The sequence below is a fragment of the Bacillus sp. TH13 genome (assembly GCF_016651175.1).
GTDB classification, from domain to species: domain Bacteria; phylum Bacillota; class Bacilli; order Bacillales; family Bacillaceae_G; genus Bacillus_A; species Bacillus_A thuringiensis_S.
This window is the reverse complement of sequence record NZ_JAEKEJ010000025.1, coordinates 183,362-207,627: the sequence shown is the minus strand read 5'-3', so window position 1 is coordinate 207,627 and position 24,266 is coordinate 183,362. Positions and strand designations below refer to the sequence as shown.

Sequence of the window (24,266 nt, the reverse complement as noted above, 5' to 3'; positions counted from 1 at the left end):
CAAAATATATTTACTCTTTGTTTCTGTAGCATAAATGTCGTGTCCTCTTATGAAACTTGTACATATTGTATGTATACGAAGTAAAAAAATTGATAGGAGATTTTATATGCAAAACAGATCAAATTCAAATGTTACGTTTATTGATGTGTCTCATTGGGAAGGGAATATTGATTGGAATGCAGTGAAGGCATCTGGAATTCCAGCAGCGTATGCAAAAGCGACAGAAGGTGTAAATTACATTGATCCTACTTTTACTAAAAATGTACAAGCAGCCCGAAATGCGAATGTATTAATTGGTGCATACCATTTTGCACGCCCAGAACAAAATGATGCAATTTCAGAGGCGAAATATTTTGTGAGTATATTACAAAATAACCAGACAGACTTAATGCCAGTTCTGGATTTAGAATCACCAAAAGATCCGAGTGATAGTAATTTAACTGGTAGCGCTATATCCAATTGGGCAAGGAGCTTCATAAATTATGTGAAACAGGCTACTGGAAAAGATGTAATGTTATATACAGGAGTTTGGTATATTAACGAGTTCGGAATTAGCGGATTAAGCGATATTCCGCTTTGGATTGCTAGATACTCGAGTACACCTCCTGCTGATGCTGGTGGATGGACAGCGTGGACAGCATGGCAGTACACAGATTCTGGACAAATTTCAGGTGTAGGAAATTGTGATGTATCAGCTGCAGTTTCATTAGAAGCTTTACAAGGGAATGGATCAAGTGGTGGAGGTAATGTTTCTTCGCCTAATAATGCAACTCCAGTGTACGGAGTTGCTATAATTAATGGAGATAATGTGAATTTGAGAAGTGGACCATCTTTGCAGTCTAGTGTAATTCGCCAATTGAATCGTGGCGAAACATATGAAGTTTGGGGAGAACAAGATGGATGGCTTTGTTTAGGGACAAATCAGTGGGTATATAATGATCCGAGTTATATTCAGTATAAACATTATGTGGCGACTATTACTGGTGATAATGTAAATTTGCGTGATGCTCCATCATTAAAAGGAAATGTTATAAGACAGTTACATCATGGTGAATCGTATCGAGTATGGAGTAAGCAAGATGGATGGCTTTGCTTAGGGACAAATCAATGGGTATACTACGATCCAAGTTATATTCAGTATGGTGTACAATAGAGTGAAAATAAAAGGTGCCCCGTCAGAGGTGCCTTTTATTAAAAATATACAACTTTTACAAAGTCTATATCGAAACCATAGTATACTATAGTAGATATATTTATAAAAAATAATCGAAAATGAAATAAAGGGGTAAAAATATGAATTATGTGCTAATAGGTGCGGTTTTAATATTATTAGCTGTAGTATTTGTGCTGTTTTATAAAAATAAACAGTTAGAATCAGAGAGTCAGCAAGTAGAATTTGAAAAGAAACAAGCTATTGAAACGTATAAAAATGAAATTGCAGCTACGGTGATAGAGCATACAGAACAACAAAATAATTTAAAAAATATGGAACAGAAAAAATACAATGATTTACAAGTAAGTGCAAATAGAGAAATTGAAAATATGCGTATGATGAAAAATCAATTAGCTATGCAGCATAGTAAAGAACGTAGTGAAATGCAAAATAAACATAATAATGAAATACATATGTTTCAAAAATTAATTGCAAATTTACGAGAATATACTAAAAACGGCGCTGAAATGAATACGTACGAGACATTACATTATATGAAACGGGGATTTATAGAGCAAGGCATCATATTAGATGCTGAATTTCAAATCATGCCGAATGTTTTTATTAAAAATAATAGTGAAATAAATGATAATCGAATCCATCATCTCATCTTGTGCAAAACTGGTATTTATCTACTTGAGACGAAAGAATGGGGAGAGAAATTAATTCATGGTTTAACGAAAGAAAATGCTGGTATATATTCATTTATGATTGATGAAATGGGTAAGTATCAACAAGAAGTTGAAAAAGAAGAGACATTTGAATATATAGTAGGTAAAGATTCGTCAACTATACAAGTGAAAAATGAAGGGAATCCAGTATATAAGGCGAAGAAACTATCTCAAATTTTATACAGTTGTTTGAAAGAAATGCAGGCTAATAGTATAAAAGAAAAGGTAAAACCAGTTGTATATTTTTATAATAAAAATGGAAAAGCAATAGTAGACCTTTCTAGTGAGGAAACACCTAGATTAAAAGATCGGGAGCAAATTGTAACGTTCTTCAGAAATGAAATCTTAGCAGGGAAAGTAGTATATACAGTGCAAGAATTAGAACAGATTCGAGAAATGATTAGCCGGATGAATTATATAGTGAGTTAAAAGGAGAGATCTTTCTGAACGCTATGCTACGTGGCATTTTGTATGTCTATTTTTGTTTGTATATAGTAATGTACATTGTATTTATATTCGTCATTGATATGGTCCATATACGCTTAAGTGTAAGGAGCATTTTTGTAGTATTTATACCATTTGTTTTATTAGTCATGATTCAAAGGGCTATTTTATATGTTTCTAAAAATCGTAATGAAGAAAAGAAGCAAATGTTGGGGGTTTTAATAGTAGCACTCATACCATTAATAGTGTGCACTGTACAACTAAGTGTAAATGAATATACATCAAAGTTTAATCAAAATAGATGGTTAAATCATGCAGATAAGCGGGTACATATGGTAGATGATCTATTACAAAAATATAAATTAATAGGGAAATCAAATGAAAAAATTACACAATTGTTAGGAGCTCCAACGGAAACGAGAAGTGGGGAAGAAGGGGTTATCACTTTGTATTATCTTGGGACTGAACGTGGCTTTATTCCAATAGATAGCGAACAGCTTGTTTTACAATTTGATAGAGATGGTAAAGTCATGGAATATACGGTGCATAAAGATTAAAGAAACGTAGAGGGAAGCTATATGTTATAGCTTCTTTTTTATTTTTCAATATGTCACGGAAGGTGGAGAAGGTTTTTGAATGGAATAAGGAATGAAAGCGGAGGTGATGCATATATATAGATGCATTGGGTGATTATTCGCCCGATTGGTGAGGGTTAATAATCAATAAGTACGGACAAAAACCCCACTGATTAAAGTTTCACTTTATCATATTGTATAAATGAAAAGGAGGTAAGACGGTGAAAGCAATCCCGACTGATGTCCTGAGTAAAGAATTGATGGAAAGAGAAGGAGTTATCTCTATTACAGTAAAGGAATTTGAAAAGATAGAAGTAGCTGGAGTGGTGGTCGCTGGTCCAGCAGTTATTTTGATCAATCAAGATTAAGTACATATCATTGAAATAAAAAGCATCCGTCTAGGATGCTTTTTATTTGTATGTAAGGATAAATATGATGGATAATTGTGTTACTGGAGGGAAAGTCTGTGGCAATTATTATAACAACGTTAGTAATGGGTATTTTATTAGGATTTGTTGGAGCTGGAGGAGCTGGGTTTATTATTGCGATACTCACTTTAGTATTCCAAATTCCTATTCATGTTGCTCTTGCAACATCTTTAACTGCAATGGCATTTACGACATTATCAGGTGTTGTAAGTCATTACCGTGAAGGCAATGTTGCACTTATTATAGGCGGGATTGTTGGGGGATTTGGCGCAATTGGCTCTTATATTGGTTCTAAATTTGGTTCACTTATACCAGCACATCTTCTTCATTGGTTTACAGCTGGGATGTTATTTTTATCGGCAATTTTTATGTTTATTAAATTAATTATGTTCCAAAACAAAGAACAGTCGTCTTTATATAAACATAAAGAGTTTTCCGTGAACTACTTGTTGAAATGTGTATGCCTTGGATTAGTTACTGGAATGATGGCTGGTTCATTTGGGATTGGTTCTGCACCGTTTATTCAACTTGGATTAATGGTTCTATTGGGACTTACGATTCAGCAATCTGTAGGGACAACAATGCTTGTTATATTACCGATTGCAATTGGAGGCGGGCTAGGATATAGTTCGGAAGGATATTTAGATTATATATTGTTATTGCAAGTATTGATTGGGACCATGTTAGGGGCATACATTGGCGCGAAGTTTACAAATTATGCACCGCGAACGCTTTTGAGGTTTTCGATGATTATGACACCGGTTTTAGCTGGATGTATGCTATTGATGGAATAAAGTGAAATTATAATCAGTAGGGGGTTACTACCTATAAATAGCGGGATAAAATTAATATAGCAAACTATTAATATATTTTACGAATGAATTATATAGGTAATTCATATTTCCCATATAAAAGGATTTGTTTTAATATTATGAGTGTAAAGTTCGAGTATTCGAAGTACTACTTGAATTATATCCCTATCCCTTTTCTAAAAATGCGAACAAGTTTTGCCCTATTCTATTCAATAGTTAATTGCATAGAAATATATTGTTCGATGACCATTATGGAACGTACATAATGGGAAAATCCCGATCCTTAAAGAGGATGCCCCTAATCTTCATGTGAAAATATGATCGGATATGAAAGCTGACCAATTTATGGTCAGCTTTCTTTTTGTTCGAAAATTATTTCTTCTTTAATCTCTGTTTGCAATAATACAGTTTTTCCGAAGCGACGTTTGCATTCCGCGCGCACTTTTTCAAGGGCTAGTAGCTGAGTAGTGGCGGGAACTGTGACAATAGCTTGGCGAGGTTTTCGATTTTCTTCACAAAAGACACATTCCACAACATAATTAGAAATCATATTTTCATCCTTCCAGTTTTAATTTCTAAGAAGGGATTGTCTATGAAGTTGATGTAACTTTTCGTCATTGTTTTATTATTTTCCTCTTTTTTTCAAGGGGAAAATAATAAAGAAGGCGAATTTTAGTAGGGGAGGGATGTTTATGGAGAGATGGATAGGTAGTGCAGCGGTATGTGTAAATGAAAAAAATGAAGTTTTAATGGTATTGCAGGGCAAAGAGGGAGAAGAAAAAAGGTGGTCTGTCCCAAGTGGAGGACTTGAAAAGGGAGAGACACTAGAAGAATGTTGTATCAGGGAAGTTTGGGAAGAAACAGGTTACAATGTGGAAGTTGTAAATAAAATATATGAAAAAGAGGGTATTACATACGGAATTCCAGTGTATGTCCATTATTATTTTGTTAAACAAATAGGCGGTAATATGAAAATCCAAGATCCTGATGAGTTAATACATGAAATTGCTTGGAAAGGGATATATGAAGTTGAACAATTGTGTTTAGCTTTTCCAGAGGATTATGAATTGCTGTGCCAATATATAAATAAAGAAGCAAGCATGTAAATACTTGCTTCTTTAATGTATCCAAGACAAGAAAAGCGGAACGATAACTAAACTAGCGCCTGCTGTTAAAAGCATGGATAAACTTGCAATTGTTCCTTCCACAGGACCGATTTCGAATGCTTTTGATGTACCGGTTCCGTTTGCGCTTGTTCCTAACATAATACCTTTTGCAATTGCTGTTTTAATACGGCAAATACGTATGAGAGAAGGGCCGAGCAATGCTCCTGTTAAGGCAGTTAAAACGACAAATACAGCAGTTAATTGTGACATACCACCAATCATTTCTGAAATAGCCATTGCGATTGGTGTTGTTACGATATGTGGCGCTAAACTATGTTCTAGTGATGAATCAATTTGAAAATAATTTGCTAGTAGTGCTGAAGTAATGACTGATAAAAACGAACCGACAATGACATTAAGTAAGATAGCCATTCCATGTTTCTTTAATAAATCAAAGTATTTATAGATTGGCCATGCAAAAGCAACTGTTGCGGGTTTTAATAATTCAGTTAACCAGTGACCACCAGATTCATATGTTTCATAAGGTGTATCTAATCCGAGCAATAAAGCAATTAAAATAATGGGACAGACGAGAAGAGGAGAAAGTAGACTCCAATTCCAGCGTTGATACATTTTTTTTGATAGCCAATATGTGAATAGTGTTAATAGTAAACAAAGAAATCCGATCATTGCGTTGATCCTTTCCGCTTTAGTAGCAATTCTGTTAAAAGTCCTGTAACTAAGGTAACGCAAAGAGTGCTAATCATAATAATTAAAATGAGATCGATTCCATATTGTGTTAGTGTATCTCTGTAACGTATGACAGCGACTGCAGAAGGGATGAAAAATAAAATAAGTTCTTTTAATAAAAAATCTGCTCCGTCCTGTATCCATTCTTTTTTAACTAGGTTAAATTTTAATGAAATTAATAATAAAAAAATACCGATTATACTTCCTGGAACTGGGAGGTGTGCCTGTTTTACAATCCATTCACCTGTCCAAGCGAAACAAAATAGTAATAAAATTTGTCCGCTTAACTTCCACCATTTCATACAGTAACCACCTCTTTCTTTTTTTACATAAAAATTGTAAAAAAGAATTAACAATTTCTACTATACGTTCATTCAAAATATTTGTCTAATATATAAATTGTATGTTATTAATATATTAGACATATTAATCGAAAGTGAAAAGGGTGTCCAAAAATGGAATTACGGCATTTGCAATATTTTGTTGTTGTGGCAGAAGAGTTACACTTTGGACGGGCGGCTGCTCGTTTACAAATGACACAACCACCACTTAGTCAACAAATACAGCAATTAGAAAAAGAAATGGGAGTTACATTATTTTCAAGAACGAAAAGAAAGGTTGAACTAACAGAAGCAGGAGAAATGTTTTTAAAAGAAGTAAAAAAGGCGTTTGAACAAATTGAAAAAGCAGTAGAAGTTGCACAAAGTGCGCAAAGGGGAGAAGTAGGATCACTTTCAATTGGTTTTGTAGGTGCGGCGATATATGATATTTTACCATCAATTGTTAGGGAATATAGAAAGAAATTTCCGAGAGTGTCTGTTGCATTACATGAATTGTCAACACCAGATCAAGTTCATGCACTTCATGATAACCGTATTGATATTGGCTTTTTACGTCCACCAATTCCAACGCAATTATTAGAATTAGAGCCGATCCAAAGGTTATCTTGCACCTTATGTTTACCAAAGGCACATCCGCTTGCAGAGAAAGATGAAATACATATAGAAGATTTACGAGATGAGCCGTTTGTATTTATTACGAGACCAGTATGGCCAGCTTTGTATGATACAATTTTATCTCTTTGCAGAGAAGTTGGATTTAGTCCGCGTATTGTACAAGAAGCAACAGAGTATCAAACAGTTATGGGGCTTGTAGCAGCAGGAATTGGAATTACAGTAATACCGGTGTCGGCAAATAAGTTATATAAAACAGAAGTTGTATATAAAGAGTTATATGATTCTAATTTTGTTGCAGAAATGTCAGTGGCTTACAAAAAAATGAATAGTAATCCAGAGCTGCTAGAGTTTTTAAAAATTGCAAGAGAGAAGAAAAGAATAGAAGTAGAAGACGAGTAATAGTAGTAACAGAAAATGGATTTAATTCAGATCCATAAAAGTACACCTTATTAAACAATAAAGCGGAAATGCAACTTAAGTTGCATCTCCGCTTTATTGTTCTTTTTTTAGCTCGATACTAAATAGATAAACGTGTTCATTTTCTTTTAAGAGTAGATCAATACCTGTTTCTTCATCAATGGTAGGAATGCTTACAGTTTCTTTACTGGTTTGGATTACAGCAGCTAAAACTGTTTTTTGATTGTATTTTAAATTTTTTATGAATTGGATTGTAGTAGTTGCAGAGCTATTTACGCTTGGTGGCGCTTCTTCAGGAACAAGTGTTGAACCACCATTAATATTAATATACCATTGCCCTTTTTCTTGTACATCTTCATTAGAGTGGGGGTATGGCGATATGAAAGAGAGTTTTATTTTCTTGTCTAGAAAATGTGAGGTAGCAATGTAAGCAATTTCTTTTGTTTTTTTACCATTGTTATAATAATCAATTGTAGCATTTATTTCATCTTTATCATTTTTAAGCGTAATGTTATAAAACATGCTATTTCCTTCTTGAAAAGGAGTCATTTGTAAAATAGAAGCTTGCTCTTTTGCTAATTTGTATGGCTCAACAATGGCAACTTCATTGTTTTTTAGTTGGCTACAACTTGTGAGTAATAATAAAGACAAGATTGATAGTAATTTTATACGCATGCAATCTCCTCCTTTTTACAATTATATTCTAAATGTGATTTTTTTATCATTTCGTTTTCTAGGACTAAAGACTTAGAAGAAATTCCGATTGTAGTGCGATGTTTAAAATGTCATATTTTTATACACTAGTAGTATAGAATGCGTATGTAATAAGGTAGGGGAAGAATTTTATGTCTTTATGTCGGTTAGCGAGAAAAAATATTAGAACATTTGCTACCAAAAGGATGAAGCAATTTATTTGGATTGCTATGAGTACTATGATTTTGTTTTTTATGATATCGTTACAATTTAATGAAGGAGCCATTTGGAAAGTAGGGGATACATTTGTATTTCAAATGTATTTTTACACACTGTTTATTGTACTAATTTTCATATGTATTTTTACTACATATAAAATGATGTCCTCCCTTTTGCTAGTGAGGAGAGAGGAGTTTACATCTTATGTAGCAGAAAATATGAAAAGAAAAGAAGTACTATGTTTATTATGTCAGGAGCAATTATTCATTTATGGAGCAGCATTTGTTTTCGGATTAATTAATGGGATGCTATTTTTGAAATTATTCACGGTTATCTTTATGAAAATCGCAGGGATACAAGGAGTAAATAGTGCGCCAATTACAATATATGCAGTTGTAATTATTAGTATAATTATGATGACTGTCGTTTTAATAACGATGATGCAATGTTATCGATTTGTTCGAAGTTTAAAAGATGAAAATTCGTTGCGATTAAAAGAAAGGGCATGAGAAATCATGCTTTTTTCTATTTTACACATAAAAATAATCATGTTACAGTGAAAAGACCTGACAAAGAATGGGAAGGAAAGGTTGTATAGAATGACAAATGAACAATCAATTGTAAAAGTCGATCGGTTAACGAAGCGAATTGGCTCAAAGACACTTGTACAAAATATTAGTTTTGAAGTGAAAAAAGGCGAGGTTGTCGGTTTACTCGGACCAAACGGTGCTGGAAAAACGACTTTAATGAGAATGATGGTTGGTATGATCCGTATGACAGAAGGTGAAGTATGGATTGATGGTCAATCTGTGAAACAGCAATTTGAAAAAACCGCTGCGAAAATTGGGGCGGTAATTGAGACACCCGAATTTTATCCTTTTTTGAGCGGGTATGAAAATTTAACATATTTCGGACGAATGAATGGTAATGTGACCGAAGAACGTATCGATGAAGTAGTGAAATTGTTAGGAATGGGACAAGTAATTAATCGTAAAGTAAAAGCATATTCACTTGGCATGAGACAACGTTTAGGAATCGCTCAGGCGCTTATTCACGATCCGGATGTGTTGGTACTAGATGAACCGACGAATGGATTAGACCCTAGTGGAATACATGAAATGAGAATGTACATAAAAAAAATTGCACATGAACAAGGAAAAGCTGTACTTGTATCGAGTCACTTACTTTCAGAAGTTGAATTAATGTGTGACAGAGTTATCATTATTCAGCACGGGGAATATGTGGCTACGCAAAACATTCAGCATAGTCAAAGTGAAGAGATGGAGACAATCCGTATACGTGTAGATGATGCGAATAAAGCAGCGGAAATGTTAGGGCATGATGTTTTAGTAAAAGATAATGAATTAATTATTCACGTAAAAGATGAAGAAATCCCAAATGTTATTCGTACATTGCTTGAGAAAAACATTCAAGTGTATCGTGTATATGAAGAAAGAAAAACGTTAGAAGAGCAATTTTTAGAATTAACAGGGGGAAAAGATATTGTTTAATTTAGTATATAACGAACTGTATAAAATATTTAAGCGGAAGCGAACGATTATTCCATTTGCAGTTATTGCAGTATTAATAATCGGATTAGGATGGGTTACGGTAAAGTATTTTGAACCGGAAACAAAAGGATGGAAAGTAGATTATACAGAACGTACTGTAGAAATTGAGAAAAAGCTTGGCATGAAAAAAGAAGCTATTTTAGCAGAAAAATCAGGGGATGAGCTTGTAAAAGAATACCAGCTTAAAATGAAGCATTTAGATACGGATACAGCACCGGCAAGCAGTTCTCCATTTTCTTTCATGAGAGATACAGGTTTTATCGTATTTCCAATTTTGCTCCCATTTATCCTCGTGTATGCAAGTACAATTTTTGCGAATGAATATAGCTGGGGAACATATAAATTTTTAACAATCCGTCCGGCGAGTCGATTTAAAATTTTAACAGCAAAGTTTTTAGCAATCGTTATATTTGCAGCTTTATTATTTATATTTAATATGATTTTCTCCGCTTTATGTGGACTTGTTATTTATAAATTCCAACAGCCTGCATGGAGTGAGTTTATTTTCCAAGATGGAAATATTATAAAACAAAATATTTTTGTAGAAGCAAGTAAATATTATGTTTTATCGTGGTTACCAACGGTTGTGTACGCATCGTTTGCATTTATGATTTCTGTGTTAACGAGATCTAGTGGAGGTGCAATTGGTATTTCGCTATTCCTTGCTTTATCAGGCAATATTGCTTTATTAGCAGCCACTAGATATAACTGGGCGAAATATTTATTGCCAGCAAACACAGATTTATATAGTATTTCAAAGAATGGAAGTTTTATTGATGGAGTAACATTCCCATTTGCATCATGTATGTTACTACTTTATTTGTTCGTATTTTTATGTATTTCATATACTGTGTTTTTAAAACGCGATTTAACTTAATTAGAAAAGCCGTTCAGGGTGCTGAGATGCACTTTGAACGGCTTTTTTTATGAGAATTGTTTAAGTGCTCTTTCGGCTAGTAAAGCAAAGTATTCTGCACTTATAGGCAGTGCCTCTTCATTAATTGTAAAAGCAGGATGATGCCATTCATGTGTACCGCTCGTTCCCATAAAGACGAATGAACCTGGTATTTCCTGTTGGTAAAATGAAAAATCTTCTCCAGCCATTGACGGACTAGGCGAGATGATATTAAGATTCATCTTTGTGGCAACTTGAGTAGATAAGTCTGTAAGAGTTTTATCGTTGTGAACAGCAGGAGGACCTGAAAAAAAACGGAATTCCGTTTTTACACCTAATGCATCAGATACACCTTTAATAATACGCTCCATGAGTGCTGGAATCTTTTCACGTGTTTCAGCTTGGAACGTGCGAATCGTTCCTTCTAACGTAGCTTTTTCAGGAATCACGTTCCACGTATTTCCTGCATGAATATTTGTAACACTAACAACCGCATTATGAGATGAACTTATATTTCGGCTTACAATTGTTTGCAGTGCCATCACAATTTGAGAGGATGCGACAATAGGATCTACGCCAGCATCTGGTACAGCCGCGTGTGTACCAACCCCGTGAATTTCAATTTCAAATCGATCAACTCCGGCCATCAGTGGACCATCTTTAATGCCAATTGTACCTACTGGTAAATCAGGTTTATTATGCATGCCGAAAATCGCTTGCACATTACGTAAATGTCCAGCATCAATAACTTTGCAAGCGCCATTACTACTTTCTTCAGCTGGTTGGAATATGAAGCGAACCGTTCCATTTAGGGAAGATTCTCTTTCTTTTAATAAGAAAGCAGTACCTAAAATAGCAGCTGTATGAAAATCGTGTCCACAAGCATGCATTTTCCCTCGTACTTTAGATGCATAGGACAAATGTGTTTCTTCTTGAATAGGAAGGGCATCAATATCAGCACGAACTGCTACAATTGGTCCGTTTTTATTACCAGACACTTCAGCGATAATTCCTGTTTCTAAATTGGAATCAATGATAGTAATGTTTTTTTCTTCTAACCAATTTTTTATGGCTTTTGTTGTTTCGAACTCTTCATATGATAGTTCTGGATACTCATGTAAATGTCGACGGATGGAAATAAGTTTTTCTTTTAGTTGATTTGAAATAGATACCATGTAGTATGCCTTCTTTCTTCAGCAAAATCTTTACCATAAGTATACAACAATAAAAGAGAGGATTTTCAAATGAAAATCCTCTCTCGTTCATGCTGCGACTTTTTTATGCGTATGATGTTTACGATAACGTCCACGCATTGCGTATGCAATTTGCGGGATTGCAATCCCGATTAAAATAAGTGATACACCGAACCATTGTGAAGATAGTACAGCCTCTTTTAAAACGAATACTGACATAATTGTTGTAACTGGTAGTTCCGCTGCACCAAGAATAGTTGCTAAGCCAGAACCGATTTTTGGAATACCGATTGTAAAGGCAATAGATGGAATTACGATACTAAATGTTCCTAATCCTAAACCGTATTTCCAAAGACCTTGAGAAATGGCACCATTAAAAATAAATGTTGGTGGGAATACAATCATGACTAAAGTTAAGGCACCAGTCATTAAGAGAACACCGCGCGGTAATGAAGGTACTTCAACAGCAACTTTTCCGCTTACGAAAATGTATGTTGCGAATGTAACAGCAGATAATAAACCTAAAATAATCCCAGTCGTATCGAAAGCACCTGCTGATTGTTCAAGTAAACCACTTGATAAAAATGTCCCTACAAGTAAGAAAATAACAGAAATAACTTTTTCTCTTGAAGGTAATGCTTTTGTTGCGACTGCTTCAATGATAATTCCGACCCAAACGAATTGGAATAAAAGAATAATTGCAATAGAAGCTGGTACAGTTTTTAATGAAGCATAATAAAAAATTCCGGTAAAACTTGCAGATGTTCCTGCAACGAATAAAAGTAATGCTTGCTTTAAAGGAACGCGATGTCTAGAAAATAGAAGTGTAATAGCAAGCAAAATAATCCAACCGAACAAATATTGGCTGCCAATTACCTCTCCAAGTGAAAATCCTTCTGCATATGCAAGCTTAACAAAAATAGCTAAAATTCCATAACTACACGCTCCTAATAAAACTAAAAGAGAATAACGAAGCATGAAAAATTCCTCCCATCTATATGAAGTTGTTCCGTATCGAAAATATATAACTAGAGGGAAGTATACAAAATTAGAAATAAAGGGTCAAATGAAAGAAAAGTATGACATTTTATAGAATAATAATAAAAGTATGATATTTATGCATAATCTTGAAATTATTAATAGTAGAAGTATTATAAAATCAACTTTGCATTGTATAGAGACAGCATTTGAAAAAAATATTTTTTAAACCAATATGTATATAGACGTACTAGTAGCGTGCTAATTATTTGAGAAACTATGTTACCTTTGTTATGGTAATAACAATTAAAGGAGTTTCATAATCCATTTGAGTTTTTTCTATATAATAGAAGGAAATGAAAACGTTTTATTAGAAACTGTGAGGAAGTGCGGTTTTTCTTATTGCCACGTTGTAAAAGTGATTTCACGAATTGTTCATAGTATTTTTATGTGTTTTTGTTACAATATTTAGGGAGAGGAGTGGAATGATGCAAGATATTAGTATTTTTTTAGCGTTTGGCGCCGGGTTCTTATCATTTATTTCCCCATGTTGCTTACCGCTTTATCCGGCATTTTTATCGTACATAACAGGTATGTCGGTTTCTGAATTGAAAGAAGAAAATGCAATGCTTCGCAAAAGAAGTATGATACATACAGCGTTTTTCTTACTTGGATTTTCAATTATATTTATTGCAATTGGATTTGGTACAAGTTTTATTGGAGGAATCTTTACTGACTATAAAGATTTAATCAGACAGTTAGGTGGTATCTTTATCATCGTGTTCGGCTTAATTATTGTCGGGGTGTTTAAGCCGAAATTTTTAATGCAAGACCGTAAATTTACATTTAAAAATCGTCCAAGTGGCTATTTTGGATCAGTACTAATTGGATTAGCTTTTGCAGCAGGGTGGACGCCATGTACCGGACCAATTCTAGTGTCCGTAATTGGATTAGCAGCAACAAACCCAGAATCAGCAATGATTTACATGATTGCTTACATACTTGGATTTGCTATCCCGTTTTTCGTACTGTCATTCTTTATTACGAAAATGTCTTGGATTAAAAGAAATAGTATGGCCTTCATGAAAGTCGGAGGATATATTATGATTGTTATGGGTGTTTTCCTATACTTTAACTGGATGACGAAAATTATCGTATATTTCTCAAGTTTATTTGGTGGTTTTACCGGTTTTTAGTATTATTCTGCGAAAATGTTGGAAATACTAACGGAAAAGCATATAATGAAAGTATATTTTGCATATAGCCACAAAAAAGGATGAGAAAATATGAACATAGTTCTTTTATCAAGTATCGTTGCTGTTTGTATGGCTGTCGGTGCGATGTTTATTCGTTTAAAAGCAGCTAAGAAACCTGCAACATTGAAAAAAATTATACTTCCGCCATTTTTTATGAGCACGGGCGCATTGATGTATGTTTTTCCTGAATTTCGATTAACCCCAGCAGAAATGTTAGAAGCAATTGGTGTCGGTTTGATTTTCTCTATTTTTCTTATTAAAACATCTAAATTTGAAATTAGAGGACAAGAGATTTATTTGAAGCGTTCAAAAGCCTTTGTTTTTATATTAATTGGATTACTTGTAGTGCGGATTGTATTTAAAACATACTTAAGCCAATCTCTTGATTTAGGACAACTTAGTGGCATGTTCTTCTTACTTGCGTTTGCGATGATTGTGTCATGGAGAATTGCAATGTACCGTTCCTTTACGAAATTACAGAAGGAAATGGAAAAAGAAGATGGTTTTTATAATGAAAAAGATATGAAGCTAACTTAAAAACTGTATATGTACCAAATAAAAAGACAGCGTCAAAGGCGCTGTCTTTTTTATCGAAAATAATATGAAGTTACTTTGCGAGTAAAGATCGATAGTTAGAATAATCAATCTTTTTTTCTTGTAGTTTTTTAATTAAAAATTTATGATCACGCTTTGGTGTGGCGATGATATATCCTTTAATAATTAAGTCTTGTGTAATTTGAGAGGCATTTTCTTGTAATGCAAGTTCCCCGATTTTTCCAGCGATCTTTGATTTTGCAACATCGCGAAATAGTTCTGGAACAGGACTTACAAGCTCTTCTAACAATTGTTTTTGTTCGTCAGCCCATAAATGTCTCGTTTTATTTATGTAGTGTTCTTCCCAATCCAAAATGGACATGCCGTCTTCTTTTGGTAATCGTTTTAAAAATTTTCTGAACATAAAGTATCCACCGATAGACATAAGCCCTAATAAAATAACCGTCCATAATACAATGAACCAACTGAACCATCCTTCGAGCAAGCATATCCCCCCTTAATGATAGCGGTTTTCTTTTATTCATATTATATACAGTGAGATTCATAGAAAGCAAGAACGCTTGGTCATTTTGACCAAGCGTTATAGTTTAAACGAAGTATAGTTGTTCAACACATAAATTATTATTATCGTCTTCAACATACTCAATAATAAGTGTGCCAACTTTACGATCTTTATCTTCAGTTGTGAAAATAGAGTAAGAAGTAAAACGTGTTTTTGATAGGCCGCTTATATGTGTAGGTAAAGAAATGTAGTCGTTATCGCGGAAGAATTCCATCAGTTCAATATCCTCAAATTCTTTTCGGTCAACTTGTTTGTTTGTATAGCGGCGTTGAAGTTGTTTTAAAGACTCATTCCAAGAAATTGCTTTTGTGTCGTATACCATTGTTCTATCTCCTTACTGTATGTAATCATTAAGAACATATGTTCTAATCTAGTATACTCTTTTTATTAGAAAAGGGAAAGCAAAAAATAATGTAAGCTTGGATTTCCAAGCTTACATTATTGATGCGTCCGTCATAATCTCTATTTTTCATTATAAGTTAGATAAGAATAAGAAACAAGATGATATATATAATGTTGAGAGTTTTCAAGATTCTGTATATTGTAGATGTACTAAAGTGTAAGGGAATGAGAGGCGTGGCATACGTAATTTCACTGCAAGGGCCGATGGCTAGCGGAAAAACAACATTAGCAAAAAGGTTAGAAAAGAGAGGGTTTCAAGTTATATATGAAAATCCATATCCAATTGTAGAGAAGCGAAAAAAATTGAATTTAGATATGAATTCAAAAGTAGGGTTTATTATGAATCAAAAAATGTTTATGGAAGCAAAAATAAAGGAGTTTCAAAATGTGAAAGATTCAGTCGAAATTTTTGATCGCGGACCAGAAGACATTGAGTTTTTTACACTCTTTTATCCAACGATTATAGAGGAAGAGTGGGATATAGAAGCTGAATTGAAAGGTGAATTATATAAATTAAGAGAATGCCGTTCGGATGCGATTTTTTACTTAGATGTTACGAAGAAGAATGTATATGATAGAAAAAATAATGATAGAACAAGAAACAGAAGTACGTTTGAGGAGCAATTTCAATTAGTAGAAACTGAAAAAGACTGGTATAAACAATTTCCGGTAACTTATGTGGACACGAATAGATTAACAGTGGACGATCTAGAGGTATATTTTATGGACTGGTTAAAGGAGAGAGGGCTATGAAAAAAATACTTTTATTTGTATACCCAACATTTGCAGAGTTTGAAATAACGGTAGCTACAGCATTGCTGAAAAATAAATTTGAAATCATTACAGCGAGTGTAACAAAAGAATTGATTATAAGTGAAACAGGTTTGCAAGTGCAACCACATATAGAATTAAGGGAAGTGCGTGTAGAAGAATATGAGGGGATTATTATTCCAGGCGGAGATGCGATACATATGAAGGATGCGGAAGGACTCTTTTCAGTCATCCGTCAATTTCACGAGCAAGAAAAATTAGTAGCTGCTATTTGTGCTGGACCGTATGCGCTAGCAAAAGCAGGCTTATTCAAAGAAATCTCGTATACAGTGACCATAGATTATCAAAAGCTTGATTGTTTTCCAGTAGAAAATTTTGTGTATAAAGAAGTTGTGCAACACTCAAATATTATTACAGCACAGGGGCATGCTTTTGTGCCATTCGGAATAGCGGTTGCCTCTTATTTTGGAGTAGCGAACGAACATAATACAAACTTTTATGGTGGTAAGGGTAATGTAATGATGGAGAATTTGTTATGAGAAAACGTGAAACAGCTAGCGAATGCTAGCTGTTTATTTTTGACATCGATAAATTGCTAACGTTTTCGGATCGCGCCATATACCGTTATGAAGTGATAATTCATTTTCTACTTCTTCTTCTTCTTTTAGCCATTCCTTCATTTCCGTGTGAAGATATGTATTATCAGGTATATTTAGCGACGGAAACATGCTAGAAATATAGTTTACTATTGGGGTAGCATGATGAAAAACGAGCGCATTATGAATAACTGTTTCTCCAACCGTTGGAAAAACGGATTGTAATATCTCTTTACCATTTTCTAAACAAAATGGAGTGACTGATGATGTTGTTTTCGGTAAATCAAATGCGTCTAACATGCGGTTACACATTTCAACTATACGAGGTAATGTAACGCTAGAATTTGTTGTAGCTAAAAGTGAGCCACTGGGACGAATTACTTTATGGAATCCTTGAATTGTTTTTTCAACATCTTTCATGTGATATAACATATGTCTTGCGATTATTAGGTCATAATAATTTGTTTCGAAAGGGAGTTTACTAGCATCCCCTCGTTTCCATTCTATTAATTTATTCGTCTTAGCAGCTTCAGCAAGCATAGCTTCGGATTGATCCAACCCGGTTAATGGGCCTTTATGACCATTTGTTTGTAAAAGGGAAAGGAATTTTCCGCTAGCGCACCCAACCTCTAATATGCTTTCTTCCCCTTGAAGTTGTAAATGTTCAATAACGATTTCATCTAAATTCACTTGTTTTTCTTCGTAATGTTTATGCGTATCGATACGTGTTTGTAAATTGTTACTGACGCTATATTGCCTTTTTACATCATTCATTTTTTCATATTCCACTTTCGTACAAAATTGTTGGATCGCATGTGTTAATACATCCGTTTTCTTTAAACCTTCGTAATGGAGTGCTGATTCAAACCTTTCAAGTAATTTTTCTTCAATTCGAAAATGAATATCTTTTCGCTTCGTCATTGAAATCTCGCCCCTTTGTATCTGTTAGTGAGACTATAGCACGCCTGAAAAATTTGTGTAAATCATTTGTGTACACAAATGGAGGAGATTAAAAAAATGTTTGAATGTGAGTTTAAACTATTGACGATTTAACCGTTTTCATATATTCTTAAATTAAGTAATATTCAAATAATTCAAAAGAAATGAGAGAGTCACATGCTTCTTCAAGGAACACATCGAATTGGTCGTATGGCCATGCTGTTGGCACTTGCGGATGAGAATGAAAGTCCTGTATTATCCATTCCAAAAGGTTGGAAGTATTGTACGGGGAAAGTGGGTTCGATGAATTCGCAAAAGGTTGTCGCAGCAATGGAAACAGCGGCTAAAAGCAACCAAGTTATTGAAACAGACGTTTACAGAGAAACACATGCACTTTATCATGCAATTATGGAAGCTTTGTACGGAGTGACGAGAGGTCAAATTCAGTTAGCAGACGTTCTTCGTACAGTAGGACTTCGTTTTGCGATTGTGCGCGGTACACCATACGACGGAAAAAAAGAAGGCGAATGGGTTGCTGTTGCGCTTTATGGAACGATTGGTGCACCTGTAAAAGGATCTGAGCATGAGGCGATTGGTTTAGGAATTAATCACATATGATTTGCCCATAGTCTATTAGTTAGAAGGGGGCCTTACTTTTTTAGGACAAAAGTCTGTCTTAAAAAGATAAGGTCCCCTTTTGCCTTTTTAAGGAGGAAAAATGATGATTACGTTAACAGGACATACATTGACAGTTGAAGAAATGAAGAGGTTATTACTGGAAGGGGAAGGTGTAACAGCTTGTCCAACTAGTATGCAAAAGGTGGCAGAGTGCCGCGAAGTAGTTGAGAAAATTGTAGAGGATGGAAAAGTCGTTTACGGTATTACAACTGGATTTGGAAAGTTTAGTGACGTGCTTATTCAAAAAGATGATGTAAAGGCACTTCAACACAATTTAATTCAGTCACATGCATGCGGGATAGGCGATCCATTCCCTGAAGAAGTATCACGCGGTATGTTAATTTTACGAGCGAACACGATGCTTAAAGGAGTATCAGGCGTAAGGCCGCTTGTTGTAAACATGCTTCTTGAATTTGTAAATCGCAAAATTCATCCAGTCGTTCCGCAACAAGGTTCACTTGGTGCGAGTGGAGATTTAGCGCCTTTATCTCATCTTGCGCTCGTATTATTAGGTGAAGGTGAAGTGTTCTATAAAGGGAAAAGAGTCCACGCAATGGTTGCTCTTACAGAAGAAGGTCTTGAGCCGATTGAACTTGAAGCAAAAGAAGGGCTTGCATTAATCAATGGTACGCAGGCGATGACAGCACAAGGAGTTCTTTCTTATATAGAAGCAGAAGCAACGGCGTATCAAGCTGAATTAATTGCTTCGATGACAATGGAAGGGTTACAAGGCATTATTGATGCATTTGATGAAAATGTTCATAAAGCACGTGGTTATAAAGAGCAAGTGGAAGTAGCGAGCAGAATTCGTGACATCCTTCATGATAGTAAGTTAACGACAAAACAAGGAGAACTACGTGTACAGGATGCCTATTCACTTCGTTGTATCCCGCAAGTACACGGTGCTTCTTGGCAAGTTTTAAATTATGTGAAAGAAAAGTTGGAAATTGAAATGAATGCAGCGACAGATAACCCACTTATTTTTGATGGCGGAGAAAAAGTAATTTCAGGTGGTAACTTCCACGGTCAACCAATTGCATTTGCGATGGACTTCTTAAAAGTAGGGATGGCAGAACTTGCAAATATTTCAGAGCGTCGTATTGAGCGTTTAGTAAATCCGCAATTAAATGATTTACCTCCATTTTTAAGTCCAGAACCAGGACTTCAGTCTGGTGCAATGATTATGCAGTATGCAGCAGCATCACTTGTTTCTGAAAATAAAACGTTAGCACATCCAGCGAGTGTAGATTCAATCCCGTCGTCAGCTAACCAAGAAGATCATGTAAGTATGGGAACAATTGCTTCACGCCATGCACATCAAATTATTCAAAATGCAAGACGTGTTCTTTCAATTGAGATGATTTGTGCGATGCAAGCGGCAGAATATCGCGGAATTGAAAATATGAGTACAGTGACGAAGAGCTTCTACCATCAAGGGCGTCAGCAAGTACCTTCTATTACAAATGACCGCATATTCTCAACGGATATTGAAAATATTGCACATTGGTTAAAAACGAATTATTCGATAAAAGAAAGATTAGATGTAAACGCAGCACTATAAAATGAGAAAAGGGAGAGATTGAAATGGAAAAAGTACAACAAACAATTCGCGCGCCAAGAGGTACAGAGTTACAAACGAAAGGTTGGGTGCAAGAAGCAGCACTTCGAATGTTAATGAACAATTTAGATCCTGAAGTTGCTGAAAAACCAGAAGAACTAGTTGTATATGGCGGAATTGGCCGTGCGGCTCGTAACTGGGAAAGCTACCATGCAATTGTTGATTCATTAAAAACGTTAGAAAGCGATGAAACGTTACTTGTTCAATCAGGAAAACCAGTTGCCGTTTTTAAATCACATGAAGATGCACCGCGCGTTCTGTTAGCGAACTCAAACTTAGTACCAAAATGGGCGAATTGGGATCACTTCCGAGAACTAGAGAAAAAAGGTCTTATGATGTACGGACAAATGACAGCTGGTAGCTGGATTTACATTGGAACACAAGGGATTCTACAAGGAACATATGAAACATTTGGTGAAGCAGCTCGTCAACATTTCGATGGTTCATTAAAAGGTACATTAACACTTACTGCTGGTTTAGGTGGTATGGGTGGTGCACAACCTCTTGCTGTAACGATGAACGGCGGTGTTGTCATTGCTATTGATGTAGATAAGCGTAGTATCGATCGTCGTATTGAAAAGAGATATTGTGACATGTATACAGAATCATTAGAAGAAGCATTAACTGTTGCGAACGAGTATAAAGAGAAGAAAGAACCAATTTCAATTGGCTTGTTAGGAAATGCGGCAGAGATTTTACCAGAACTAGTGAAGCGTAATATTACGCCAGATTTAGTTACGGACCAAACATCTGCTCATGATCCATTAAATGGTTATATTCCAGTAGGTTACACATTAGAAGAAGCAGCGAAACTTCGTGAAGAAGATCCAGAACGTTATGTACAATTATCAAAAGAAAGTATGACAAAGCACGTAGAAGCAATGCTTGCGATGCAAGAAAAAGGCGCAATTACATTTGATTATGGAAATAACATTCGCCAAGTTGCATTCGATGAAGGTTTGAAAAATGCTTTCGATTTCCCAGGATTCGTTCCAGCATTTATTCGTCCATTATTCTGCGAAGGAAAAGGACCATTCCGCTGGGTGGCACTTTCTGGTGACCCTGAAGATATTTATAAAACAGACGAAGTAATTTTACGTGAGTTTGCTGATAATGAGCATTTATGTAACTGGATTCGTATGGCACGTCAGCAAGTCGAGTTTCAAGGACTTCCATCACGTATTTGTTGGTTAGGTTACGGTGAGCGTGCGAAATTTGGTCGCATCATTAATGAAATGGTTGCAAATGGTGAATTATCAGCACCGATTGTTATTGGTCGTGATCATTTAGATTGCGGATCAGTAGCATCTCCAAACCGTGAAACAGAAGCGATGAAAGACGGTAGTGATGCAGTAGCAGACTGGCCAATTTTAAATGCATTAATTAATAGTGTAAATGGTGCGAGCTGGGTATCTGTTCACCATGGTGGTGGCGTTGGTATGGGTTATTCACTTCATGCTGGAATGGTTATCGTTGCAGATGGAACAGAAGCAGCAGCAAAACGTATTGAGCGCGTATTAACTTCTGATCCTGGTATGGGTGTTGTTCGTCACGTTGATGCAGGATATGACTTAGCTGTGGAAACTGCGAAAGAAAAAGGCGTTAACATTCCGATGATGAAATAAGGAGGAGAAAACATGCTGGACACTTTACTAATAAATATCGGTCAATTACTAACAATGGATCAAGAAGATGGCTTGTTAAGACGGGAAGCGATGAACACGCTTCCTGTTATCGAAAATGGTGTGGTTGGAATTGAAAATGGTGTTATCACTTTCGTTGGAACAGCGGAAGAAGCGAAAGGACTTCAGGCGAAAGAAGTTATTGATTGCGGCGGGAAAATGGTTTCTCCTGGTCTTGTCGATCCGCATACTCACCTTGTATTTGGTGGATCTCGTGAAAATGAAATCGCACTAAAATTACAAGGAGTTCCGTACTTAGAAATTTTAGAACAAGGCGGAGGTATTCTTTCAACTGTAAATGCAACGAAACAGGCGTCGAAAGAAGAACTTGTTCAAAAAGCCAAATTCCATTTAGACCGTATGCTATCTTTCGGAGTTACAACTGTAGAAGCAAAGAGTGGTTACGGATTAGATGATGAGACGGAATGGAAACAATTAGAGGCAACAGCACAATTACAAAAAGAGCATCCAGTCGATTTAGTTTCCACATTTTTAGGCGCTCATGCAGTTCCTAAAGAGTATAAAGGTAGATCGAAAGAATTTTTACAGTGGATGTTAGACTTATTGCCAGAAATGAAAGAGAAACAATTAGCTGAATTCGTTGATATTTTCTGCGAAACAGGTGTGTTCTCTGTCGAAGAATCAAAAGAGTTTTTATTAAAAGCGAAAGAACTTGGCCTTGATGTGAAAATTCATGCAGATGAAATCGACCCACTTGGTGGTGCGGAAGCAGCTGCTGAAATTGGTGCAGCATCAGCCGACCATTTAGTTGGCGCTTCTGATAAAGGAATTGAAATGCTTGCAAACTCTAATACAGTAGCCACTTTATTACCGGGAACAACTTTCTATTTAAATAAAGAAAGCTTTGCCCGCGGCCGAAAAATGATTGATGAAGGTGTTGCAGTTGCGTTAGCTACAGACTTTAACCCAGGTAGCTGTCCAACTGAAAATATTCAGCTTATTATGAGCATTGCGATGCTAAAACTGAAAATGACACCAGAAGAGGTTTGGAATGCCGTAACGGTTAACTCATCATATGCCATTAACCGTGGTGATGTAGCTGGGAAAATTAGAGTCGGTCGTAAGGCAGATTTAGTTTTATGGGATGCTTATAATTATGCTTACGTACCGTATCATTACGGCGTAAGTCATGTAAATACAGTATGGAAGAATGGTAATATTGCATATATAAGAGGTGAACAATCGTGGAGCACGGCCACTATTTAAAGAAGAATGCAAAGTTTATCGATCGTGAAGTGACGAAATGGAGTGAGATGATTAAAGATTGGGAGGAAGGTGTAGAAATATTCGGTGCTGCCTTAATTGGAGCACCCCTTTCTAAACCATCTATTAGTCATTCAGGAGCAAGCTTTGCTCCAAAAACAATTCGTGCGATGTTAGATGCATATAGTACGTACGCAATTACAGAAGAACACGATATGAAAGAAAGTGTCTTATATGATTGCGGCGATATTACGATGCATGTAACGGATATAAAAGAAAGTCATAACAGAATTACAAAAACAGTTGGTCATATTACGAAAGCAAATCCGAACATGATACCAATCGTTCTTGGTGGTGATCACTCGATTAGTTTTCCTAGTATAACAGGATTTGCAAACAGTAAAGGAAAGGTCGGTATTATTCAATTTGATGCCCATCATGATTTACGTAATTTAGATGATGGTGGTCCGTCAAATGGTACACCGTTCCGTAGTTTACTAGAAAATGGTATCATTACAGGAAAACAACTTGTTCAAATTGGAATTCGTAATTTTTCTAACGCACGTGCGTACCATGAATATGCAATAGAGCATGGTGTAACAGTGTATACAATGAAAGACGTACGAGAGCGAGAAATAAAAGATATTATCATGGAAAGTATTGAAGTATTAAGAAAACAAGGTGTGACTTCTATTTATATTTCTCTTGATATGGATGTACTAGACCAAGCGTTTGCACCAGGTTGTCCAGCAATTGGCCCTGGCGGAATGGACAGTATGTCTTTACTTGATGCGATTGAATTCCTTGGTAAAGAACCGCTCGTTCAAGGAATGGATATAGTAGAGATTGATCCAACTCTTGATTTTAGGGATATGACGAGCCGAGTAGCTGCGCAAGTAATTATGAGTTTTCTTTTAGCGAGGGAAACAATTAGTAAGCGGGTTAGTATATAGACGGAAGAGTAGATCTTTATCTATGCCTTATCAAAAACACATTACTACTCAAATGTAGTGATGTGTTTTTATATTAAAAGAGAATGTGTGTGGAACCGTTAATAAAATT

29 protein-coding genes are annotated in these 24,266 nt (G+C 35.5%); 20 read left to right on the top strand and 9 right to left on the bottom strand.

The window, feature by feature from the left end:
- The first annotated feature begins 106 nt into the window (after nucleotides 1–106).
- The 5 genes from JFU02_RS09290 (at nucleotide 107) to JFU02_RS09270 (ending at nucleotide 4,125) form a co-directional block, all read left to right on the top strand.
- Entirely contained in the window at nucleotides 107–1,153 is a 1,047-nt protein-coding gene (locus tag JFU02_RS09290; RefSeq protein WP_201070817.1) for a GH25 family lysozyme, read from the top strand.
- A 140-nt stretch (nucleotides 1,154–1,293) separates the two neighbouring features.
- Complete coding sequence (locus JFU02_RS09285; RefSeq protein ID WP_001110281.1) at nucleotides 1,294–2,313, top strand: NERD domain-containing protein; 1,020 nt, start codon at nucleotides 1,294–1,296, stop codon at nucleotides 2,311–2,313.
- A 23-nt stretch (nucleotides 2,314–2,336) separates the two neighbouring features.
- Nucleotides 2,337–2,885, top strand: coding sequence for a hypothetical protein (locus JFU02_RS09280; protein ID WP_086407561.1), 549 nt, complete (start codon nucleotides 2,337–2,339; stop codon nucleotides 2,883–2,885).
- Between the two features lie 239 nt (nucleotides 2,886–3,124).
- Nucleotides 3,125–3,271, top strand: coding sequence for a BC1881 family protein (locus JFU02_RS09275; protein WP_000644411.1), 147 nt, complete (start codon nucleotides 3,125–3,127; stop codon nucleotides 3,269–3,271).
- A gap of 98 nt (nucleotides 3,272–3,369) precedes the next feature.
- Nucleotides 3,370–4,125 (top strand): TSUP family transporter, encoded by a 756-nt coding sequence (locus JFU02_RS09270; RefSeq protein ID WP_201070814.1) that lies wholly within the window; start codon nucleotides 3,370–3,372, stop codon nucleotides 4,123–4,125.
- 367 nt (nucleotides 4,126–4,492) lie between these two features.
- On the opposite strand, the gene JFU02_RS09265 is transcribed toward JFU02_RS09270, so the two are convergent.
- A complete protein-coding gene (locus JFU02_RS09265) occupies nucleotides 4,493–4,693 on the bottom strand; it encodes a DUF3903 domain-containing protein (protein ID WP_000625226.1) in 201 nt (66 codons plus the stop codon).
- Between the two features lie 142 nt (nucleotides 4,694–4,835).
- On the opposite strand from JFU02_RS09265, the gene JFU02_RS09260 reads away from it, so the two are divergent.
- Nucleotides 4,836–5,249 carry an NUDIX hydrolase gene (locus JFU02_RS09260; RefSeq protein ID WP_000442974.1) on the top strand — a complete coding sequence of 138 codons (414 nt, stop codon included), beginning with the start codon at nucleotides 4,836–4,838 and terminating at the stop codon, nucleotides 5,247–5,249.
- Between the two features lie 12 nt (nucleotides 5,250–5,261).
- On the opposite strand, the gene JFU02_RS09255 is transcribed toward JFU02_RS09260, so the two are convergent.
- Both JFU02_RS09255 and JFU02_RS09250 read right to left on the bottom strand, forming a co-directional pair.
- Entirely contained in the window at nucleotides 5,262–5,939 is a 678-nt protein-coding gene (locus JFU02_RS09255; RefSeq protein WP_000578965.1) for an LrgB family protein, read from the bottom strand.
- Complete coding sequence (locus tag JFU02_RS09250) at nucleotides 5,936–6,301, bottom strand: CidA/LrgA family holin-like protein (RefSeq protein ID WP_000872375.1); 366 nt, start codon at nucleotides 6,299–6,301, stop codon at nucleotides 5,936–5,938. Before JFU02_RS09250 ends, JFU02_RS09255 begins: the two co-directional genes overlap by 4 nt.
- Before the next feature lie 153 nt (nucleotides 6,302–6,454).
- Here JFU02_RS09250 and alsR point away from each other — a divergent pair, with 153 nt between their 5' ends.
- Nucleotides 6,455–7,354 (top strand): acetoin biosynthesis transcriptional regulator AlsR, encoded by a 900-nt coding sequence (gene alsR / locus JFU02_RS09245; RefSeq protein ID WP_000423234.1) that lies wholly within the window; start codon nucleotides 6,455–6,457, stop codon nucleotides 7,352–7,354.
- Nucleotides 7,355–7,447: 93 nt separating this feature from the next.
- On the opposite strand, the gene JFU02_RS09240 is transcribed toward alsR, so the two are convergent.
- Entirely contained in the window at nucleotides 7,448–8,047 is a 600-nt protein-coding gene (locus JFU02_RS09240) for a histidine kinase (RefSeq protein WP_201070810.1), read from the bottom strand.
- Between the two features lie 170 nt (nucleotides 8,048–8,217).
- On the opposite strand from JFU02_RS09240, the gene JFU02_RS09235 reads away from it, so the two are divergent.
- The 3 genes from JFU02_RS09235 (at nucleotide 8,218) to JFU02_RS09225 (ending at nucleotide 10,732) form a co-directional block, all read left to right on the top strand.
- Nucleotides 8,218–8,793, top strand: coding sequence for an FtsX-like permease family protein (locus JFU02_RS09235; RefSeq protein WP_000050613.1), 576 nt, complete (start codon nucleotides 8,218–8,220; stop codon nucleotides 8,791–8,793).
- 90 nt (nucleotides 8,794–8,883) lie between these two features.
- Nucleotides 8,884–9,795 (top strand): ABC transporter ATP-binding protein, encoded by a 912-nt coding sequence (locus JFU02_RS09230; protein ID WP_000180625.1) that lies wholly within the window; start codon nucleotides 8,884–8,886, stop codon nucleotides 9,793–9,795.
- The gene (locus tag JFU02_RS09225) at nucleotides 9,788–10,732 is read left to right on the top strand and encodes an ABC transporter permease (protein ID WP_000482756.1); all 945 of its coding nucleotides are present in this window, start codon (nucleotides 9,788–9,790) and stop codon (nucleotides 10,730–10,732) included. Before JFU02_RS09230 ends, JFU02_RS09225 begins: the two co-directional genes overlap by 8 nt.
- A gap of 47 nt (nucleotides 10,733–10,779) precedes the next feature.
- On the opposite strand, the gene JFU02_RS09220 is transcribed toward JFU02_RS09225, so the two are convergent.
- Nucleotides 10,780–11,925 carry a M20 peptidase aminoacylase family protein gene (locus JFU02_RS09220; protein WP_086407558.1) on the bottom strand — a complete coding sequence of 382 codons (1,146 nt, stop codon included), beginning with the start codon at nucleotides 11,923–11,925 and terminating at the stop codon, nucleotides 10,780–10,782.
- A gap of 87 nt (nucleotides 11,926–12,012) precedes the next feature.
- Nucleotides 12,013–12,921 carry an EamA family transporter gene (locus JFU02_RS09215; protein WP_000947037.1) on the bottom strand — a complete coding sequence of 303 codons (909 nt, stop codon included), beginning with the start codon at nucleotides 12,919–12,921 and terminating at the stop codon, nucleotides 12,013–12,015.
- A 322-nt stretch (nucleotides 12,922–13,243) separates the two neighbouring features.
- Here JFU02_RS09215 and JFU02_RS32610 point away from each other — a divergent pair, with 322 nt between their 5' ends.
- From JFU02_RS32610 to JFU02_RS09205, 3 genes are all read left to right on the top strand, one after another.
- Nucleotides 13,244–13,393: a peptidase T gene (locus JFU02_RS32610; RefSeq protein WP_080546855.1), complete on the top strand. Its 150-nt coding sequence runs from the start codon at nucleotides 13,244–13,246 to the stop codon at nucleotides 13,391–13,393.
- Nucleotides 13,394–13,409: 16 nt separating this feature from the next.
- Nucleotides 13,410–14,117, top strand: a complete 708-nt coding sequence (gene ccdA / locus JFU02_RS09210) for a cytochrome c-type biogenesis protein CcdA (RefSeq protein ID WP_001152676.1) — start codon at nucleotides 13,410–13,412, stop codon at nucleotides 14,115–14,117.
- A gap of 90 nt (nucleotides 14,118–14,207) precedes the next feature.
- Nucleotides 14,208–14,714 carry a CcdC family protein gene (locus JFU02_RS09205; protein WP_001028440.1) on the top strand — a complete coding sequence of 169 codons (507 nt, stop codon included), beginning with the start codon at nucleotides 14,208–14,210 and terminating at the stop codon, nucleotides 14,712–14,714.
- 70 nt (nucleotides 14,715–14,784) lie between these two features.
- Here JFU02_RS09205 and JFU02_RS09200 read toward each other — a convergent pair whose 3' ends face one another.
- On the bottom strand, nucleotides 14,785–15,216 hold the full coding sequence (locus JFU02_RS09200) for a DUF2621 domain-containing protein (protein ID WP_000889373.1): 432 nt from the start codon (nucleotides 15,214–15,216) through the stop codon (nucleotides 14,785–14,787).
- A 103-nt stretch (nucleotides 15,217–15,319) separates the two neighbouring features.
- Complete coding sequence (locus JFU02_RS09195) at nucleotides 15,320–15,616, bottom strand: hypothetical protein (RefSeq protein WP_000262400.1); 297 nt, start codon at nucleotides 15,614–15,616, stop codon at nucleotides 15,320–15,322.
- A gap of 245 nt (nucleotides 15,617–15,861) precedes the next feature.
- Between JFU02_RS09195 and JFU02_RS09190 the strand changes: the two genes are divergently transcribed.
- Together JFU02_RS09190 and JFU02_RS09185 are read left to right on the top strand one after the other, a co-directional pair.
- Nucleotides 15,862–16,449 carry an AAA family ATPase gene (locus JFU02_RS09190; protein ID WP_103945866.1) on the top strand — a complete coding sequence of 196 codons (588 nt, stop codon included), beginning with the start codon at nucleotides 15,862–15,864 and terminating at the stop codon, nucleotides 16,447–16,449.
- Entirely contained in the window at nucleotides 16,446–17,006 is a 561-nt protein-coding gene (locus JFU02_RS09185; protein WP_061667844.1) for a DJ-1/PfpI family protein, read from the top strand. Before JFU02_RS09190 ends, JFU02_RS09185 begins: the two co-directional genes overlap by 4 nt.
- Before the next feature lie 33 nt (nucleotides 17,007–17,039).
- Here the strand turns inward: JFU02_RS09185 and JFU02_RS09180 are convergent, their stop codons facing one another.
- Nucleotides 17,040–17,984: a class I SAM-dependent methyltransferase gene (locus JFU02_RS09180; protein ID WP_201070807.1), complete on the bottom strand. Its 945-nt coding sequence runs from the start codon at nucleotides 17,982–17,984 to the stop codon at nucleotides 17,040–17,042.
- A gap of 195 nt (nucleotides 17,985–18,179) precedes the next feature.
- On the opposite strand from JFU02_RS09180, the gene hutP reads away from it, so the two are divergent.
- The 5 genes from hutP to hutG all read left to right on the top strand — a co-directional run bounded on the left by hutP (nucleotide 18,180) and on the right by hutG (nucleotide 24,157).
- Nucleotides 18,180–18,620: a hut operon transcriptional regulator HutP gene (gene hutP / locus JFU02_RS09175; RefSeq protein WP_000926516.1), complete on the top strand. Its 441-nt coding sequence runs from the start codon at nucleotides 18,180–18,182 to the stop codon at nucleotides 18,618–18,620.
- A gap of 103 nt (nucleotides 18,621–18,723) precedes the next feature.
- A complete protein-coding gene (gene hutH, locus JFU02_RS09170) occupies nucleotides 18,724–20,241 on the top strand; it encodes a histidine ammonia-lyase (RefSeq protein ID WP_000631877.1) in 1,518 nt (505 codons plus the stop codon).
- A 23-nt stretch (nucleotides 20,242–20,264) separates the two neighbouring features.
- Nucleotides 20,265–21,923: a urocanate hydratase gene (hutU, locus tag JFU02_RS09165; RefSeq protein WP_000416935.1), complete on the top strand. Its 1,659-nt coding sequence runs from the start codon at nucleotides 20,265–20,267 to the stop codon at nucleotides 21,921–21,923.
- Between the two features lie 12 nt (nucleotides 21,924–21,935).
- Complete coding sequence (gene hutI / locus JFU02_RS09160) at nucleotides 21,936–23,207, top strand: imidazolonepropionase (protein ID WP_201070804.1); 1,272 nt, start codon at nucleotides 21,936–21,938, stop codon at nucleotides 23,205–23,207.
- Entirely contained in the window at nucleotides 23,186–24,157 is a 972-nt protein-coding gene (gene hutG, locus JFU02_RS09155) for a formimidoylglutamase (protein WP_061667846.1), read from the top strand. The genes hutI and hutG overlap by 22 nt, the downstream gene beginning before the upstream one ends.
- Nucleotides 24,158–24,266: the final 109 nt, after the last annotated feature.

What these genes read in the sequence shown, in the direction of transcription:
- ccdA (WP_001152676.1), top strand. Translation starts at nt 13,410, where the DNA reads ATGCAAGATATTAGTATTTTTTTAGCGTTTGGCGCCGGGTTCTTATCA.
- JFU02_RS09290 (WP_201070817.1), top strand. Translation starts at nt 107, where the DNA reads ATGCAAAACAGATCAAATTCAAATGTTACGTTTATTGATGTGTCTCAT.
- JFU02_RS09265 (WP_000625226.1), bottom strand. Translation starts at nt 4,693, where the DNA reads ATGATTTCTAATTATGTTGTGGAATGTGTCTTTTGTGAAGAAAATCGA.
- hutU (WP_000416935.1), top strand. Translation starts at nt 20,265, where the DNA reads ATGGAAAAAGTACAACAAACAATTCGCGCGCCAAGAGGTACAGAGTTA.
- hutH (WP_000631877.1), top strand. Translation starts at nt 18,724, where the DNA reads ATGATTACGTTAACAGGACATACATTGACAGTTGAAGAAATGAAGAGG.
- JFU02_RS09220 (WP_086407558.1), bottom strand. Translation starts at nt 11,925, where the DNA reads ATGGTATCTATTTCAAATCAACTAAAAGAAAAACTTATTTCCATCCGT.
- JFU02_RS09185 (WP_061667844.1), top strand. Translation starts at nt 16,446, where the DNA reads ATGAAAAAAATACTTTTATTTGTATACCCAACATTTGCAGAGTTTGAA.
- JFU02_RS09195 (WP_000262400.1), bottom strand. Translation starts at nt 15,616, where the DNA reads ATGGTATACGACACAAAAGCAATTTCTTGGAATGAGTCTTTAAAACAA.
- JFU02_RS09190 (WP_103945866.1), top strand. Translation starts at nt 15,862, where the DNA reads ATGAGAGGCGTGGCATACGTAATTTCACTGCAAGGGCCGATGGCTAGC.
- JFU02_RS09235 (WP_000050613.1), top strand. Translation starts at nt 8,218, where the DNA reads ATGTCTTTATGTCGGTTAGCGAGAAAAAATATTAGAACATTTGCTACC.
- JFU02_RS09215 (WP_000947037.1), bottom strand. Translation starts at nt 12,921, where the DNA reads ATGCTTCGTTATTCTCTTTTAGTTTTATTAGGAGCGTGTAGTTATGGA.
- JFU02_RS09250 (WP_000872375.1), bottom strand. Translation starts at nt 6,301, where the DNA reads ATGAAATGGTGGAAGTTAAGCGGACAAATTTTATTACTATTTTGTTTC.
- JFU02_RS09285 (WP_001110281.1), top strand. Translation starts at nt 1,294, where the DNA reads ATGAATTATGTGCTAATAGGTGCGGTTTTAATATTATTAGCTGTAGTA.
- JFU02_RS09180 (WP_201070807.1), bottom strand. Translation starts at nt 17,984, where the DNA reads ATGACGAAGCGAAAAGATATTCATTTTCGAATTGAAGAAAAATTACTT.
- JFU02_RS09255 (WP_000578965.1), bottom strand. Translation starts at nt 5,939, where the DNA reads ATGATCGGATTTCTTTGTTTACTATTAACACTATTCACATATTGGCTA.
- alsR (WP_000423234.1), top strand. Translation starts at nt 6,455, where the DNA reads ATGGAATTACGGCATTTGCAATATTTTGTTGTTGTGGCAGAAGAGTTA.
- JFU02_RS09205 (WP_001028440.1), top strand. Translation starts at nt 14,208, where the DNA reads ATGAACATAGTTCTTTTATCAAGTATCGTTGCTGTTTGTATGGCTGTC.
- hutP (WP_000926516.1), top strand. Translation starts at nt 18,180, where the DNA reads ATGCTTCTTCAAGGAACACATCGAATTGGTCGTATGGCCATGCTGTTG.
- JFU02_RS09240 (WP_201070810.1), bottom strand. Translation starts at nt 8,047, where the DNA reads ATGCGTATAAAATTACTATCAATCTTGTCTTTATTATTACTCACAAGT.
- JFU02_RS09280 (WP_086407561.1), top strand. Translation starts at nt 2,337, where the DNA reads ATGCTACGTGGCATTTTGTATGTCTATTTTTGTTTGTATATAGTAATG.
- hutI (WP_201070804.1), top strand. Translation starts at nt 21,936, where the DNA reads ATGCTGGACACTTTACTAATAAATATCGGTCAATTACTAACAATGGAT.
- JFU02_RS09230 (WP_000180625.1), top strand. Translation starts at nt 8,884, where the DNA reads ATGACAAATGAACAATCAATTGTAAAAGTCGATCGGTTAACGAAGCGA.
- JFU02_RS09260 (WP_000442974.1), top strand. Translation starts at nt 4,836, where the DNA reads ATGGAGAGATGGATAGGTAGTGCAGCGGTATGTGTAAATGAAAAAAAT.